General features: G+C 66.4%; 9 protein-coding genes. 6 read left to right on the forward strand and 3 right to left on the reverse strand.

What is annotated here, in order from left to right:
* The first annotated feature begins 4 nt into the window (after positions 1–4).
* Genes ABNP46_RS08505 through ABNP46_RS08525 form a run of 5 tightly spaced genes read left to right on the forward strand, consistent with a single transcriptional unit; the run spans position 5 to position 12,693 of the window.
* Positions 5–946, forward strand: a complete 942-nt coding sequence (locus ABNP46_RS08505; protein ID WP_349921962.1) for an isochorismatase family protein — start codon at positions 5–7, stop codon at positions 944–946.
* Positions 943–4,032, forward strand: coding sequence for an amonabactin biosynthesis non-ribosomal peptide synthetase AmoF (gene amoF, locus ABNP46_RS08510; protein ID WP_349921963.1), 3,090 nt, complete (start codon positions 943–945; stop codon positions 4,030–4,032). The genes ABNP46_RS08505 and amoF overlap by 4 nt, the downstream gene beginning before the upstream one ends.
* Before the next feature lie 14 nt (positions 4,033–4,046).
* On the forward strand, positions 4,047–4,796 hold the full coding sequence (dhbA, locus tag ABNP46_RS08515; protein WP_349922437.1) for a 2,3-dihydro-2,3-dihydroxybenzoate dehydrogenase: 750 nt from the start codon (positions 4,047–4,049) through the stop codon (positions 4,794–4,796).
* A 14-nt stretch (positions 4,797–4,810) separates the two neighbouring features.
* A complete protein-coding gene (locus ABNP46_RS08520; protein WP_349921964.1) occupies positions 4,811–11,143 on the forward strand; it encodes an amino acid adenylation domain-containing protein in 6,333 nt (2,110 codons plus the stop codon).
* The gene (locus tag ABNP46_RS08525; protein ID WP_349921965.1) at positions 11,140–12,693 is read left to right on the forward strand and encodes an amino acid adenylation domain-containing protein; all 1,554 of its coding nucleotides are present in this window, start codon (positions 11,140–11,142) and stop codon (positions 12,691–12,693) included. Before ABNP46_RS08520 ends, ABNP46_RS08525 begins: the two co-directional genes overlap by 4 nt.
* 222 nt (positions 12,694–12,915) lie before the next feature.
* Here ABNP46_RS08525 and ABNP46_RS08530 read toward each other — a convergent pair whose 3' ends face one another.
* The gene (locus tag ABNP46_RS08530; RefSeq protein ID WP_349921966.1) at positions 12,916–13,854 is read right to left on the reverse strand and encodes an iron-siderophore ABC transporter substrate-binding protein; all 939 of its coding nucleotides are present in this window, start codon (positions 13,852–13,854) and stop codon (positions 12,916–12,918) included.
* A gap of 194 nt (positions 13,855–14,048) precedes the next feature.
* On the opposite strand from ABNP46_RS08530, the gene ABNP46_RS08535 reads away from it, so the two are divergent.
* Positions 14,049–14,786, forward strand: coding sequence for a 4'-phosphopantetheinyl transferase family protein (locus ABNP46_RS08535; protein ID WP_349921967.1), 738 nt, complete (start codon positions 14,049–14,051; stop codon positions 14,784–14,786).
* Between the two features lie 82 nt (positions 14,787–14,868).
* Here the strand turns inward: ABNP46_RS08535 and ABNP46_RS08540 are convergent, their stop codons facing one another.
* Together ABNP46_RS08540 and ABNP46_RS08545 are read right to left on the reverse strand one after the other, a co-directional pair.
* Positions 14,869–15,696: an amonabactin ABC transporter ATP-binding protein gene (locus ABNP46_RS08540; protein ID WP_349921968.1), complete on the reverse strand. Its 828-nt coding sequence runs from the start codon at positions 15,694–15,696 to the stop codon at positions 14,869–14,871.
* 43 nt (positions 15,697–15,739) lie between these two features.
* The gene (locus ABNP46_RS08545; RefSeq protein WP_349921969.1) at positions 15,740–16,804 is read right to left on the reverse strand and encodes an amonabactin ABC transporter permease subunit 1; all 1,065 of its coding nucleotides are present in this window, start codon (positions 16,802–16,804) and stop codon (positions 15,740–15,742) included.
* Positions 16,805–16,807 lie beyond the last annotated feature (3 nt).

Below are 16,807 nucleotides of genomic sequence, written 5' to 3' on the forward strand. Positions count from 1 at the left end.
CGTTATGGCTATCCCAACCCTGAACAACTACGCCATGCCCAGCCAATGGAAGGAGAACAAGGTCAGCTGGACCCTGGATCCCAAACGCGCTGCCCTGCTCATTCACGACATGCAGGAGTACTTCACCGCGTTTTATGGCGAGAACAGCCCGCTGATCGCCGCCCTGACCGAACGTCTGGTGGCGGTGCGCCGTCACTGCAAGGCCCTCGGCATCCCCGTCTACTACACCGCCCAGCCCAAGGATCAGGCCCCCGAAGACAGGGCCCTGCTCAACGACATGTGGGGCCCGGGCCTGAACAAGCGCCCCGAGCAACAACAGGTGGTTGCCCCCCTGCGCCCGGAGAGCGACGACGTGGTGCTGGTCAAGTGGCGCTACAGCGCCTTCCAGCGCTCCGAATTTGAACAACTGCTGAAAGATCAGGGGCGGGATCAGCTGATCATCGGCGGCATCTACGGTCACATCGGCTGCATGATGACCGCCTGTGACGCCTTCATGCGCGACATCCAGCCTTTCTTCCTGGCGGACGGGGTGGCGGACTTCTCTCTCGCCGATCACCAGATGGCGCTGGACTATGTGGCGACCCGTTGCGGCAAGGTGATCCCCTGCGAAGAGGTGCTGGCCATGGCGGCGCCCAAGACAGTGGTTGCCAAGGCAGGTCAAGCCGAAGGGCAGAATCCGTTGCTGAACTCTTTGTTAACCTATGAGGGGCTCAAGGCCCGGCTGCTGAGCCACATCGACGAGGAGGAGGACGAGTTCGACGCGGACGAGAACCTCATCGACTACGGCCTGGACTCGGTACGCATCATGGCCCTGCTCACCGAATGGCGCGTCGCCGGGGTGGAGCTCGGCTTCGTGGATCTCGCCAAGAAGCCGACCCTGAACGGTTGGTGGCGGTTAATCGAACAGAAGCTGGCGGAGCAACAGACCCTGGAGGTGGCACAATGAGTCGCTTCCCACTGACCATTCCCCAGCAGGGGCTCTGGTCCGGCCATCTGCTCAACGACGACAAGGGGATGTTCAACACCGCCGAGTGCATCGCCTTCGATGGCAAGGTGGACGGCGCCGTGCTGGCCGCGGCCCTCGCTCAGGCGGTGGGGGAGTGTGAGGCCCTGCAGGGCCACTTCGAGGAGAGTGGGGATGAGGTCTGCTTCATCAGCCATACCCTGGCCCCCGTCTATGGCGAGATAACCCTGGCGCGCGGTGACGAGGCCGAGGCTCGCGCCTGGGCCTGGGCGGATCTGCGCCGTCCGTTCGAGCTGACCCGGGAATCTCCCTGCCGCTTCGTCCTGCTGCGCGGCCTCGATCGGGATTACCTCTACAGCTGCGTGCATCACATCGCCCTCGACGGCTTTGGCACCACCCTCCTGTTCCAGCGCATCGCCGAGCTCTACGGGGAGGGGCTGGAGGGCGCCATGCTGTCGCCGTCCCCGTTTGGGCTGCTGGACGAGGTGCTGGCCGAAGAGGCATCCCGGGAGGAGAGCGGCAAAAACGCCGTCGCCCGCGCCTTCTGGCAGGAGCAACTGCAAGCGTGGCCTGAGGTAAAATCTTTCAGCGAATCCCGCGCCCCCATCGCCGCCGAATTTATCCGCGAGAGCCGCCCGCTGCCGGCGGCGCTCTGGCAATCCCTGGTGGGCTTTGCCGATGAAAACAAGCTGAGCTGGCCGGATCTGCTGCTGGCCGGCCTCTCGGCCCAGCTGGCGCTGGCGAGCGGTCAGCAGAAGACCCTGCTGGGCCTCATGATGATGAACCGTATCGGCTCGGCATCGCTGACCGTCCCCTGCATGCAGATGAACATCACCCCCCTGGCCCTTGAACTCGGTGAGGAAATGAGCCTGCTGGAGGCCGCGGGCGCTGTGGCCAAGGCCAAACGCGGGGTGCGCAAGCATCAGCACTATCGCTACGAACTGCTGCGCCGCGACCTTGGCCTGGTGGGGGGCGACAAGCGCCTGTTTGGCCCCCTGGTCAACATCATGCCGTTCGATCATGCCCGCCGCTTCGGCCCGCTCAATGCCCATATCCTCAACATCAGTGCCGGCCCGGTGGAAGATCTCACCATCGAGGTGCAGGTGGGGGCCGATGGTCAGCCGAGGCTGGATCTGGACGCCAACCCTGGCTGCTATCAGGCCACGGATCTGGCGCGCATCGCCGACACCCTGTTCACCCTGCTGGGGCGCTGGCTCGCCGAGCCGACACAAACCCTCGGCACCCTCAAGGCCGACTGGCTGGCAGAGCAAAGGGCCGAGGCCCTGATCACCGGGCCGGCCCAGGAAGTGATCAAGGTGCGCCCCGTGCTGGATGCTCTCTGCCACTTCGCGGCCCAGACCCCGGACAAGATAGCGCTGGAGCAGGGGGAGGCACGTTTTAGCTACGAGGCGTTGCTGACCCGCGCCGAGCAGATGGCCGCGGCCCTGCAAAATGCCGGCGTGCAGCCAGGCGAGCGGGTCGGGGTCATGCTAGCTCGCACTCCCCAGGCCATCTTCGCCCAGCTGGCGGTACTGCTGGCGGGGGCTGTCTATGTGCCGCTCGACCCCGAGCAGCCCCTGGAGCGTCAGGGCCATATCCTGCGCATCGGCGAGGTCAAGACCCTCATCACCCAGGCGGAGTATCGCCACAAGCTGGCCAGCCTGTTCGAAGGCCGCACCCTACTGGCCGGGGATCTGGTGAGCGGGGATCGCCTCTGCCAGCCGGCCGCGGGCCGCGCCGTCGCCTACCTGATGTTCACCTCGGGCTCAACCGGCCTGCCCAAGGGGGTCGCGGTCAGCCACGACGCCCTGGATCACTTCGCCGCTGCCGCCCGCTGCCGTTATCACCTGGGGGAGGGGGCGCGCATGCTGCAATTTGCCCCCTTCAACTTCGACGCCAGCATCGAGGAGGTGTTCGCCACCCTGAGCGCCGGTGCCACCCTGGTGCTGCGCACCGACGCCCTGCTCGAATCCATGCCGGCCTTCGCGGCCGGGGTGGAGGAGATGGGGATCACCCACCTCGACCTCCCCACCGCGTTCTGGAACGAATGGGTGGTGTCCCTCGGCGCTGGCCAGGCCCACATTCCGGCCAACCTGGCCACCGTCATCATCGGCGGCGAGGCGGTCTACCCCGAGCAGCTGGCCCAGTGGCAGCGCCAGGGACGCGCCGATGTGCGCCTGTTCAACACCTATGGTCCCACCGAGACCACCGTCGTGGTCACCACGCAGGAGCTGCAGAACGAGGATCCCGCCCAGGCCCAGCTGCCCATCGGCTTGCCGCTGCCCGGCATGCAGGCGCTGATCCTGGGGGCGGGGGAGCAACCCGCCGGGGAAGGGGAGCTGGTACTGTTCGGCCCGCAACTCGCCAACGGTTACGTCGGTGGCGTGCAGGGTACCTTCGGCACCCTGCGTGTGGGCGCCGAGCTGCTGCCTGTCTATCGCACCGGCGATCGGGTGCGCTGGGTGTCCGGTCGGCTGGTCTATCTCGGCCGCCGTGACAACGAGTTCAAGATAAGCGGCTATCGCATCCAGCCCGGCGAGGTGGAGGCCCAGCTGCTGGCCCTGCCCGGGGTGGATGAGGCCTGCGTGCAGGGCATCAGTCAGGGCAGCGTGCGCCGGCTGGTGGCCTTCGTGGCCGGCCCCGAGCGCGACAGTCGGGTCATCAAGGCGCAGCTCGCCAAGGTGCTGCCCGCCGCCATGATCCCCACCGACTATCGCCACTACGATCAGCTGCCTCGCACCGGATCCAACAAGCTGGATCGCAAGGGCCTGCTGGCCCAGTACCAGGCGGGCGGCGAAGCCCTGACGCTGGGCAGCGAGACAGAGAACCGGGTCGGCGCCATCTGGCAGCAGATCCTGGGGCTCGCCACCATGGGGCCGGCGGACAATTTCTTCGAGCTGGGGGGCCAGTCCCTGCAGACCATCCAGATAGTGAACAGGCTCGGTGCCGAGTTCGGGGTGCAGGTCAAGGTCTCCGATGTGTTCGATCACCCGCGCCTCGACGACTTCTGCCGCTTCCTGGACGGCAAGCTGACCGAGGACGAAGAGAGCGTGGAGATGGTGTGGTGATGGACAAACAGAATATGACCTTCGATTTTCGTGGCAAACGGGTCTGGGTAACCGGGGCAGGGCGCGGCATCGGGCGCGAGGTGGCCGAGCAGTTCGTGGCCGCCGGCGCCTCCGTGGTGGGGCTGGATCTGGCCTTCCCCTATACCGATTACCCCTTCGCCACCCGGGTGCTCGACATGCGTGACTCGGGGGCGGTCAACGCCTGTTGTGAACAGCTGCTGGCGGACGGCGGGCTGGACGTGCTGGTCAATGGCGCCGGGGTGTTGCGCCTCGGCCCCACCGAAGCCCTGAGCGATGCCGATTGGGATGACTGCCTCGCGGTCAACGCCAGCGGCGTCTTCTACCTGCTGCGGGCCCTGGTGCCCCACTTCAAGGAAGAGCGGCGCGGCGCCATCGTCACCATAGGCTCCAACGCCGCCCATGTGCCGCGCATGCAGATGGCGGCCTACTGCGCCTCCAAGGCGGCGGTCACCAGCCTGACCCAGACGGTGGGGCTGGAGCTGGCCCCCTTCGGGGTGCGGGTCAACCTGGTGTCGCCGGGCTCGACGGACACCGAGATGTTGCGCGGCATGCTGCCGGATGAAGGGGCCATGGCCCGCACCATTGCGGGGCTGCCGGATCAGTTCAAGCTCGGCATACCACTTCGCAAGATTGCGACGGCGCAAGAGATAGCCCACAGCGTCCTCTTCCTGGCTTCCGATCTGGCCAGCCATATCACTCTGCAGGATCTGGTCGTCGACGGCGGCGCCACCCTGAGCGCCTGAGGACTCAAAGACAGATGAACAATATGATCACGCTGCTCAAGCAGCTGGAGCGCCAAGGGGTCAAGCTGGCTCTGAACGACAAGGGGCAGCTCATCTCCCAGTCGAGCAAGGAGGCGGTGACCCCCGCCATCGGCGCCCAAATCAAGGCCCACAAGGATGAGCTGGTGCGTTGCCTGGCCGCCCGCGCCGCCTTCGAGGCACCTATCGCCGTCAGCGAGGAGGCGAAGAGCACCCTGCAGGGGCCGCTCTCCTCCTCCCAGAGCGGGCTCTGGTTTATCGAGCAATACGAAGAGGCCTCCCACCTCTACAACATGCCGGTCTACTTCCGGGTGCGTGGCGATCTCGATACCGCGGCGCTGGAATTTGCCTTCGATCACCTGTTTGCGCGCCACCCCAGCATGCGCACCCGCTTCGTCAAGGACGAGGCGGGCAGGGGGGCCCAGGAGATCCTGCCCCATGCCCCGTTCAAGCTGCAGATTGAAGATGTGAGCGGTGAGCCGTCTGCCGAGCGCGAGGCCTATGTGGCCCGCCGGGTGCGCGAGGAGATAGGCCGTCCCTTCTCGTTGACCAAAGGGGACTTGAGCCGGGTCAACCTGATCCGGTTGGGGACTCATGAGCATGTGCTGCTGATCACCCAGCATCACATCATCTCCGACGGCTGGTCGGTCAAGAACATGTTCGCGGACTTGAAGCGCGCCTTTCTTGCCCACCAGAACCGGGAGCCCCTGCAGGTGGCCGAGTTGCCGCTCAATTATCTGGACTACGCCCACTGGTTCAACTCCCCGCGCTTTCTCGACTATCACGCCGAGTTCAAGCCGTTCTGGGTGGACCGCCTGGGGGGGAGCCCCGAGGTGCATGGCCTGCCGCTCGACAAACCTCGCCCGGCCCATCAGGGCAGCGGCGGCGAGTTGGTCTTCTCCACCATCGACAACAGTCTCTGGGACAGCTTCAAGCGCCTGTGCCAGCGTCACAGCACCTCCAACTTCATCGGTCTGCACGCCCTGTTCGCCCTCTTGATGGTGCGCCAGAGCGGGGAGAAGGAGGTGGTCATCGGCACGCCGCTCGCCTACCGCGAGCGCCACGAGATTGAGTCTCTGGTGGGCTTCTTCGTCAACACGCTCGTGTTGAGAACTCGGCTGGAGGGGCGACCGAGCTTCGTGGATTACCTGCAGCAGTGCCGGGAAGAGGATTTGGCTGCCTTTGACCATCAACTCTATCGGTTTGAGGCGCTGGCCGAAGCCATAGGCGCGGATCGCACTACCGCCATCAACCCCATCTTCCAGATCATGCTGGTGTATCAGGCCAAGGTGGATTTCAACGATCTCATCCCCGGCTGCGAGCTGGTGGAGGAGACCTCCCCGGTGCTGCCCGCCAAGACCGACATCTCGGTGAAGGTGACCGAGCTGATGGACTCGGTGCGGGTGGACTGGCTGTTCGCCACCGCCCTGTTCGAGCGCGCCACCATAGAGGCTTACGCCGATCGCCTGCTGCACCTGATGCGCGCCGTGGTGGCCGCCCCCGAGACCGACATCTGGCAACTGCCGCTGGAAGCGGGGATGGACGACGCAGCCCTGGGGTTGGAGCTTGCGAGCCTGCCGGTCGATTACCCGAGCCGCGACACCCTGCTCTGCCATATCGAGCGCCGTGCGGCGGTCAGGCCCGACGCCCTGGCGGTCAGCGATGATAAGCAGGCACTCAGCTATGGCGCACTGGAGGCCGAGGCCAACCGGTTGGCGCACTGGCTGCTGGCCCAGGGGGTGACCCCTGGCGCCGCCATCGGTCTGCAGGCCAAACGGGAGTCGGCCTTCGTCATTGGCCTGCTGGCCTGCTGGAAGGTGGGGGCGGCCTATGTGCCGCTCGACCCCGCCTATCCCGCCGAGCGGCTGGCTCATATCCTGAGTGACGCCGCCATCGGCCTGGTGCTGGGGGGCGAGCCGGACGCGCGCCTTGCCGCGGCGTTGGCGGGCACGGCGGCCGAGTATCACAACCTGCACGCCCTGGCGCTGGCTGAGATGCCGACCGGCGTCCCCGCCGTTTCCCGCGATGCCGCCATGCTGGCCCAGATCATCTACACCTCGGGCAGCACAGGTCTGCCCAAGGGGGTCATGGTGGAGCAGGGCAGCCTGGTCAACCTGATGGCGGATCACAGGGCGCGCATCGCGCTTGATCACAGTGGCGCCATGTTCAACTGCATGTCCCTCTCGTTCGATGCGGGCAACATGACCACCTTGTTGCCCCTTTACTGCGGCGCCGCCCTGCACTTCGGCGAACCGGGAGAGGGGGTGATCGCCGCCGCCATGGCCAAGGGCGCCAGCCACATGATCCTGCCGACGGCCTTGCTTGCGAACCTGCTGCCAGTGGCGGATCTCGGGTCGCTGCGGGCCATCGGCTTCGGCGGCGAGGCCTGCCCCAGCTCCCTGGTGGAGCGCTGGGGGAACCGGGTCGCGCTCTACAACATGTATGGCCCGACCGAGTGTACCGTGACCGCGCTCTGCGCGCGCCTACGCCCGGGCGAGCCCATCACCATAGGCCAGCCCATCGACAACCTGAAGGCGGTGATCCTGGATGAGGCGGGCAACCCCTGCCCGGTGGGGGTGCCCGGCGAGCTCTGCCTGACCGGCCTCGGCCTCGCCAGTGGCTACCTGAACCTGCCGGATCGCACCCAAGACGCCTTTATCGAGCGCACCCTGGTCAGTGGCGCGGGCACCCGTGTTCATCGCCTCTATCGTACCGGGGACAGGGCCCTCAGGCGCCGTGATGGCAACATCCAGTATCTGGGCCGCATCGACGAGCAGATAAAGCTCAGGGGTTATCGCATCGAGCCTGGCGAGATAGAGACCCAGATTGCCGCCATTGAACCGGCCATCCGCCAGATCAAGGTGGTGGTGCAGGAAGCTCGCCTGTTAGCGTACGCCTGCCTGCAAGCCGGGGTGCCCGAGCCGGATGCCGAGGCCCTGCTGCAACGGGCCGGCGAGTGCCTGCCCGAATACATGGTGCCGGTGCGCCTGTGCTGGTTGCCCGAGATGCCGCTCACCCCCAACGGCAAGCTGGACTTGCGCCGCCTGCCCGCCATCAGCTGGCAGGAGAGCAAGGGCGAGCCGCAAGGGGAGCTGGAGCAGACGGTGCTCGCCATCTGGCAATCGGTGCTCAAGCAACCCCTCGGGGTGGAGGATGACTTCTTCCGCCTAGGCGGAGATTCCATCCTCAGCATCCAGCTCACCACCCGCCTGCGGGACGCCGGCCTGCACTGCAGCGTCAAGGACGTGTTCGAGGCCAAGACGGTGCGCCGTCTCTGTCGCCAGCTCGGTCAGCAGCAGGCGGTCAGCCACCAGACGGAGCAGGGCGTGCTGGAGGGAGAATTCCCCCTGCATCCCATTCAGCACTGGTTCTTCGAGCAGGGCTTCGCCCAGTCCGGCCACTGGAACCAGGGGGTGATACTGCGCCTGCCTGCGGGCATCGACGACACCGCGCTGATGGGCTGGATGAACACCCTGCGCGCCCACCACGACGTCCTGCGCCTCGCGGTCACCCCGGCCGGTCAGCGCTATCTGCCCGAACTTCCCCTGCCGCCCCTGCATCGGCTGGATGCGGCCGGGCTGGGTGAGTCCGAGTTGCAGGCCAGATTGACCCAGTGGCAGGGGAGCTTTGTCCCCGAGCAGGGCCAGACCCTGGCCTGGGCGCGGCTCAGTCACCTTGAGAACCACCTCGAAAGCCACCTTGAAAATAAGGCGGATGCCGACCCCGTGGAGGGGCTCTTTATTGCCTTCCACCATCTGGTCATCGATGCCGTCTCCTGGCGCATCCTGGCCGAGGATCTGGTGCGCCTCGCCGAGGGGCGTCCGCTGCCTGCCAAGGGCAGCAGTTATCGCCAGTGGGGAGAGGGGCTGGCCGCCTATGCGAGCCGTGAAGCGGCGCAACTGGCGTTCTGGCAGGCGCAAGGGGAGGGCAGCGAGCAAGACTTGCTGGAGGCGCAGCGCGCCCCCGATGGCCGCGCCGCCGCGAGTCTGTTGCGACTGGATGAGCAGATCACCGCCCGTCTCATCGATGAGGCCAACCAGGCTCACCTGACCCAGGTGCCGGATCTGCTGCTGGCGGCCCTGACCCGCACCTTAAGCGAGCTGGGCTATGGCACCAAACTGTGCGTGATGCTGGAAGGGCACGGCCGTGAAGTTATCGATGCGCAACTGGACGTGAGCCGTACCCTCGGCTGGTTCACCAGCACCTATCCGCTGGCGCTGGCCGATCGTACCTCCTGGAGCGATTTGGTCTGCGACACCAAGGAGCGGCTGCGAGCCGTGCCGGACAAGGGGGTGGGCTTCAACGCCCTGCGTCTGCACCATCCCGGAGGGGATGAACTGCCGCATTCTGCCATCGTCTTCAACTATCTGGGGGTCTCCCACAGAGGCACCCCGGCCCCCTGGCAGCCGCTGCCGGTGGCGCCGGGCCAACCCTCGGTGCCAGAGAACCTGCCGCGTGAGCTCATCAGCCTGCACGGCGGTGTCTACGGCGGCTGCCTCACCCTGCGCCAGGTTGGCGCCCTCAATCAGGGTGCGAGCGATGCCCTGATGGCGGCACTGGCGGCCAATATCGAGACCCTGGTGAACGCCTGTTGTGCGCAAGCCAAGCCGCGCCGCACCCCGAGCGACTTCCCGGGGCTGGCGCTGACCCAGGCCGCCCTGGATGAGGTGCTGGACGAGGCAGAGGCTGGCGGCGAGGTGGAGACCCTGCTGCCGATGACCTCCTTGCAGCAGAGCATGCTGCATCACAGGGCCTTGGTGCCCACGGATAGCGCCTATCACCTGCAAACGGAGATAGATTATCTGCAAGAGATGGATGTGGCCGTGTATCGCGCTGCCTGGCAGGCCCAGCTTGCCCGCTGGCCCGTGCTCCGGGCTGCCCTGCTGCTGGCGGACGGGGTGGCGCTGCAACGCATCATGGCCAGGGCCGAGCTGCCCTTCCACTATGAGGAGTTGTCCGGCGACCCGCAGGCCGAGGCGCGGGTTCAGGCCTATCGCCGGCAGGACTTGGCCAGACCCATATCGCTGGATCAGGCCCCTTTGCTGCGCATCGCCTGCTTCAAACTGGCCCCCGATCACCACAAGGTGATCCTGAGCGCCCACCACGCCGTGCTCGATGGCTGGAGTGGCCCCGTGCTGCTGGGGTCGGTGCATCGCGGCTATCAGCAGTCGATGACGCAGGCCCGGAATCAGGACACGGCACCCGAGGTGAGCCCCGATACCGCCTGGCTCGCCTTCGGCCGCCATATCGCCAGCCAGTCCGCCAGCAGCGCCGCCTACTGGCAGGGACGCGAAGATCTGCTGGCGAGATCCAATGATCTGTCGGCCCTGTTCGGGGTGGCCCTCGAATCTGGCCTGAGTGGACGCCTCACCCAGCAGCGCCCCGCGCTGTGCGGCCAGCCCCTGGCCCCGGAGATCTCCGGACAGCTGGAGAGCCGGGCCCGCGAGCTGGGGGTCACCGCTGGCCTCTTGGCCCAGTACGCCTGGCATCGGTTGCTGGCCCGCCACTGCGGCGATCCTGTGACCCTGGTGGGCAACGTGACCCCGGGCCGGGACTTCCCCATCGAGGGAATAACCCAAAGCGTGGGGCTCTATATCAACAGCCTGCCGCTGGCCCTGGATTGGCGCACCGAGCTGACCCTGGCGCAGCATATCGCTCAGTTGCAGGGGGACTTGCTGGCCCTGAACCAGCACGGTACTCAGTCTCTTTCCGCCCTGACCCGGGGTGGCCCGCGCCTGTTCCAGAGCCTGTTCGTGTTCGAGAACTACCCCATGCCGGTGCCCCCGGCGACCCCTGAGCCCCATCAACTGGTGCCGCGCTTTGGCGCCGTGGTGGAGAAGGTGGAGCTGCCCTTGTCGCTCGTGGTCAACGCCCGTGGCGGTCAGCTCAACCTGCGCCTCGAGTTCGATGGCGAGCAGATAGCGCAGGATCGTGCCCAAACGGTGCTGGCCCAATGGATTGCCGAGCTCGAGTGGCTGGCAGGCGTGAGCCTCGCCGAACCTGCCCGACTGGCGGATGCCAAGGCGCCTGGCGCTGTGGCGGCTCCGGTGGCGGGCGAGGCCATGCCGACCCCATCCATGCCGATTGAGGCTGAGGCCCGCCGACTGCTGACCCTGTGGCAGGATCACTGCGGCCAGCACGCAAGTTGGCAGCAGAATCTGAGCGAGCTTGGCATCGATTCGGTGCAGCAGCTCGCCCTGCTGGCGGCTCTCAACGAGGCGTTCGGCGCCCGTCACGGAATCTTAAGTCTGCAACGGCTCAAGGAGCAGGGGTCGCCGGCGCATCTGTTCAACCACTGGCTGGTGCGCCTGCCCGAGGAGGTACTATGACGACGGCAACAAGGCTCAACCCACGGCAAGGGGAGCTCTCCCCTATTGCCCAGCAGGGTGAGCAGGGGCTCGGCGTGCGGTTGGCTCGGGTGCTGGGGGGGACACCGCTCGCCCCCGCCATCGCCATGAACGGTCAGTGGCAAAGTTATGGAGCGCTGGAGGCGCGAGTCGGCCAGATAGCCGCCAGCCTGCGCGGCTTAGGCGTAGGGGAGCGGGTCGGTCTCTACCTGGCGCGATCCCCGGATCTGGTGGCCAGCCTGCTCGCCTGTCTGCGCCTCGGGCTCACCTTCGTGCCCCTCGAGCCGGATTTTCCGGTGGAGCGGCTGCAGGGCATCGCCCGTCAGGCGCGGCTCTCGGCGGTGCTCTGTGATGAAGTCGAGGGCTGCCCCGCGTTTGGCTGCCCCCTGCGTCCACTTGGCGCGAGAAGGGGGGAAGGACGTGGCGAGACTCCGGGTAAGGAAGTTCTGAACGAGGAGGCCTGCATCTGGCCTCCGGTGGATGACGCCCTGGCCGCCTACATGATGTTCACCTCCGGCTCCACCGGCGAGCCCAAGGGGGTGGTCATCAGCCGGCGTGCCCTGCTCTGCTTTCTCGACGGGATCCGCGAGCGGCTCGGTCTATCGCCGAGCTGTCACTGGCTCTTTATCACCACCCCGGCCTTCGACATCTCCCTGCTGGAGATGCTGGGACCGCTCTGGGGGGGCGGCCGCCTGACGGTGGCGGACAACGACCACAACAAGGACCCCCTGGGGATGATGGCCCTGCTCGCGGCGGACACCACCATCAACTGGCTGCAGGCGACCCCCGCCTGCTGGCGCATGCTGCTCAAGGCCGGTTGGCAGGGGAGCGAGCACCTCACCGCCCTGTGCGGTGGCGAGGCGCTGGACGCGGGCCTGGCCGAGCAGCTCTGCACCCGCACCCGGCGGCTCTGGAACTGCTATGGCCCGACCGAGGCCACCGTCTGGTCCCTGGTGAGCGAGGTGCGCCTGCCACTGACCGACGGACGCATCACCATAGGTCACAGCCTGCCGGGCTATCGGCACTGGGTGCTGGACGGCTCGGGGCAACCGGTGGCCGATGGGGAGGAGGGGGAGCTCTGCATCGAGAGCTCGGCCTTGTGCGAGGGGTATTGGCGCAAGCCCGCCCTGACGTCGGCGGCCTTCCTGCGCCTCGATACCCATCGCCTCTATCGCACCGGCGATCGGGTGCGTGCCCTCGGGGGGGACAAGTACCGCTACCTGGGGCGGCGCGACGATCAGGTCAAGTTGCGGGGCTTTCGCATCGAACTCGGGGAGGTGGAGGCGGGCCTGCGTCGTCAGGCCGGGGTGCAGGAGGCGGCGGTGCGCCTCATCGGCGAGGGGGATGAGGCCATGCTGGTGGGCTATGTGGAGGCTAAAAGTGGGGTGACCCTCAACCGGCTTGCCCTGCGCAAGGGGCTGCAGGAGAGCCTGCCCCACTACATGGTGCCGGCCCGCATCATCTTGCTCGATGCCTTGCCCAAGACCGGCAGCGGGAAATTGGATAGAAAGGCGTTGCCACTGCCTGAATGAATCGTGGTGATAGGTTGAGCTGCAAGCTTGTGGTTTTTCGGTGCTGATATGCTGCAAAAGCAAACATGGTTGGTGGTTTGCCCCTTTCTGGCGTATCCGATGTTTGACAGGCCGGATCCCGCCTCGGAGTCCTGGTCTCGTCAGCACGGCTTCACCCGCCAGCCAGACAAAAGCCCGCATGATGCGGGCTTTTTTATCCGTGTTGATCCGTGCGAGTCGGTATCAGCGGGTGATGGGGGCGGCGTCCGGCTTGCTCATCAACTGCTCCACGTCGCTAATCACCCGAAGGGCCGCCTGGGGGCCGCCGGTGGAGGTCCAGAGAGACCCGTCCACGGCGCCGAAGCGCTTGCCCTTGATGGCGCTGAGCTGCTGGAAGGCGGGGGTCTGCTCGGCCTGTTTCATGGCATCCACCGCATCGCCGCTGGCGCTCAGGGTGCCGATCACCAGCCAGTCACCGTCCAGCAGGTTGAGGGACTCGAGGCTCAGGGCCGGGGAGTGGGGGCTCTTGTCACCGACCTGGTGGGGTGGGCGGGCCAGCCCCATCTCCTGCACCACGCTGCTGGCGAAGGTGCTGCCGTGCATATAGCTCGGACCCTTGGGGTTCCAGCGCACTATGCTCACCTGCTCACCCTGATGCTTGGCAAGCTTGCTGCGGGCCTCCTGCAGACGGGCGTCGTACTGGGCCAGGAAGGCCTTGCCTTCGGCTTCCTTGTTCAGCACCAGGGCGGTGCGCTGGAACACCTGCTTCCAGGGTTCACCCCAGTTGCCGGTGACGACGGTGGGGGCGATTTCGTTGAGCAGGGTCAGTAGCTCGGGTTTGGTCTGGGCGGTCAGGATGAGATCCGGCTCCAGATCGATGAGTTTCTCCAGATTGGGGTTGTCCAGATCCCCCACCACGCTTATCTCCTTGCCCGCCTTGTCCAGCAGATAGCGGGGCAGGGTGGCCTGACCGCGCCCATTGACGGTGCCGACCGGCTGCACACCCAGGGTCAGGGCGGCGTCCAGGTCGAGCTCACCCAGCACGACGACGCGCGCGGGAGCATCCGGGACGGTTTGGGACTGGCCGTTGGCATCGATGACCTGGCGAGTCCCGGCCTGGGCCTGGAAACCGACCAGGCTCGCCAGCATCAGGGCGGCGGCCAGGGGGGAGGAGATCTTCATGGTTACATCCTTATGGGTGAATGCGGCGGGCGCTCGGGTTGACACTGGGTCGGGGCGATGCGTCCGGTTTAATTGGCCCCAAATGGGCGGGAACATGCTACCACAGTCTTAAGTGAGAAACGTTGTCATTTGTATTTGTGGCGTTCCAGCGTGGAGCTTTGGTACCATCAGGCTCCCCATTGAGAGAGGTTTCCATGTCCGCGTCCCTCCCCACCACGGCGCCTGCGACCGGCTTTATCCGCCACACCGATGTGCTGAGCGTGGCGGGGATGGCCGCCTTGCCCATCCATCGGATCAGCTTTGATCCCGCCGCCTTGACGCCGGCAAGCTTCGCTGACCACGAGATGCTGCTGCCCGCAGCCCTTGCGCGCGCCGTGGCCAAACGGCAGGGGGAGTTTCTGGCGGGCCGCCTGGCGGCCCGTGAGGCCCTCGCGCCCTTCGGACTGAGAGGGCGCGCGGTCAGCATCGGGCCGGACAGGGCACCCTGTTGGCCTGCGGGGATGGAGGGCAGCATCAGCCACAGTCAGCTGCTCGGGGAAGGGGTGGCCCTGTGCGTGGTGCGCCCGGTCGGTGCCGGGCTCGGACTGGATCTGGAGGCCTGGCTGTCAGAGGCGCAAGTCAGCCAGCTTTGGCCCGGCATCGTCGATGAGGGGGAGTGGGCGCGACTGGGCGCGGGGGCGGCGGGCGCCGGGTTGACCCTGGCAGAGGGGCTGACCCTGGTGTTCTCGGCCAAGGAGAGCCTGTTCAAGGGGCTCTACCCCAGGGTGGGCCGCTACTTTGACTTCCTCGATGCCAGCTGGTCGGCCATGGGGAGTCAAACCCTGCGTCTGAGTCTGAAGACGGCGCTTGCCCCGGACCTGCCCGCCGGCTGGGACTGCACCCTGCACTGGCAGCGGCTGCCGGGGGGAGTGCTCACCCTGCTGGCGCTTTGATGGGGACTAAGCAGCAGAAATGAGAGATAAAAAAACCGCCGTGATGGCGGTTTTTTTATCTCTGGCAGGGCAGAGTAGAGCTTTATTCATTTACCTGTCTGGCACCTGGTTCTGCGCGCTGGTGCGGCACGGTTGCTGAGTGCCGACGCGGCACTATGACGGGGGCGCCATCGCCGGGGGCATGCAGTATGTCCACATCGGTGTGGTAGAGGCGATCGATGAGGGGCTTGGTCACCACCTCCCGCGCCGGCCCCATGGCCTGGATGCCGCCGTTGCCGAGGGCGATCAGCTCGTCGCAGTAGCGGGCGGCGGTGGCGAGATCGTGGATGACGATGAGCACCGTCTTGCCCTCCGCGGTGATCTGGTGGATGGCTTCCATCACCTCGGTCTGGTGGCCGATGTCCAGCGCGCTGGTGGGCTCGTCCAGCAAGATGATGTCCGCATCCTGGGCCAGCACCATGGCGAGCCAGACCCGCTGGGCCTGGCCGCCGGAGAGGGAGCTGGCGCTCTGATGCCAGATGGACTCCAGCTGCATCCGCTCGCAGGCCCAGCGCACCATGCGCGCATCCTCCTCGCTCCATTGATTGAACCAGCCCTGATGGGGGTGGCGGCCGTTTTGCACCAGCTGTTCTACCAAAATGCCGGCCGGTACCAGGGGGCGCTGGGGCAGGTAGGCGAGCTCCCGGGCCAGGGCCTTCATGCCGTAGCTGCCAAGGGGCTTGCCCTTGAGCAGGATCTCCCCGCGCTGGGGCTGCTCCTGCCCTGCCAGCAGTTTCAGCAGGGTGGATTTACCGCCTCCGTTCGGGCCGACGATACCCACCAGCTTGCCCTTGGGAATGGTGAAGGAGACGTCCTGGAACACGGCTTTTTGCTGGTAGCCGAAGTGGAGGCCGTTCGTGGAGAGCGTCATCGAAGAGCCCCTTGTCGTTGATTGATCAGGATAAATGTCTGCATCAGTCGGCCTTCTGCCTGTCTTTGATGAGCACGAACAGCAGCAGGATGCCGCCGAGAATGCGGGTCATGATGCCGGTGGCCACCTCGTGGGGGCTGGCCAGCACCCGCACCAGGGTGTCACTCGCGAGCAGCAGCAGGGCACCGCACAGGGCGGCTATCCACAGCGGCACCACCCTGTCCCGGGAGAGCCAGGAGGCGAGGATGGGGGCTGCCATGGCGATGAACACCACGGGGCCACCGATGGCGGTACCGAGCGCCGCCACCACGATGGCCTGGGCCAGTACCCCGAGCTGCACCCGGTTGACGTTCACCCCGAGCGTCTGGGCGGTGACGGGACCGAGGCGCAGCACCCCGAGGGCGCGGGAGAGGTACACAACCCAGGGGCAGATCAGCAGGATGATGATGGCCACCGGCAGCACGGTGCCATAACCCTGGCCGACGAAGTTGCCCATGTTCCACAGATAGAGGCTGGTGAGGTGCACCAGGGACTGGGTGGACATGACGAACTGACCGATGGCGTTCATCAGCTCGGAGACCCCGATGCCGATCACCACGAACAGATAGCCCTGCTCCCCCGGTTTGTTGCACAGGGCGTAGAGCACGGCGGCGGCGAACAGGGCGCCGAGGGGCGCGGCCCACCAGGGCCAGCTGCCGAGAGTCAGGTAGAGGGAGAAGATGATGATGGCGAGCGATGCCCCCTCGTTGACCCCTATCATGTCCGGGGTGGCGAGGCGGTTGCGAATCAGGGTCTGCACCAGGCAGCCGGAGAGGCCCATGGCGGCCCCCGCCACCAGCACGGCGACGATGCGCGGCAACCGGATCTTGAACACGGTCACCTCGCTCAGGCGGCTCCCTTCCCCCATCAGGGTCTGGATCACCCCCAGCATGGTGAGCTTGCCTGACCCTAAGGTCAGCGCCAGCAGGGATAACAAGATGAGGGCCAGCAAAAGCCCCGTGGTGATCAACCAGGCCCGGCGATCGAGCAGCAGGGTGCGGCTGCCGAGGCGAAGGCAGAAGGTGCCGGCGGGCAGTGCGGTCGTGGACATCGGCGACGAGTCAGACATCAG

The organism is Aeromonas veronii (assembly GCF_040215105.1).
Lineage (GTDB): Bacteria > Pseudomonadota > Gammaproteobacteria > Enterobacterales > Aeromonadaceae > Aeromonas > Aeromonas veronii_G.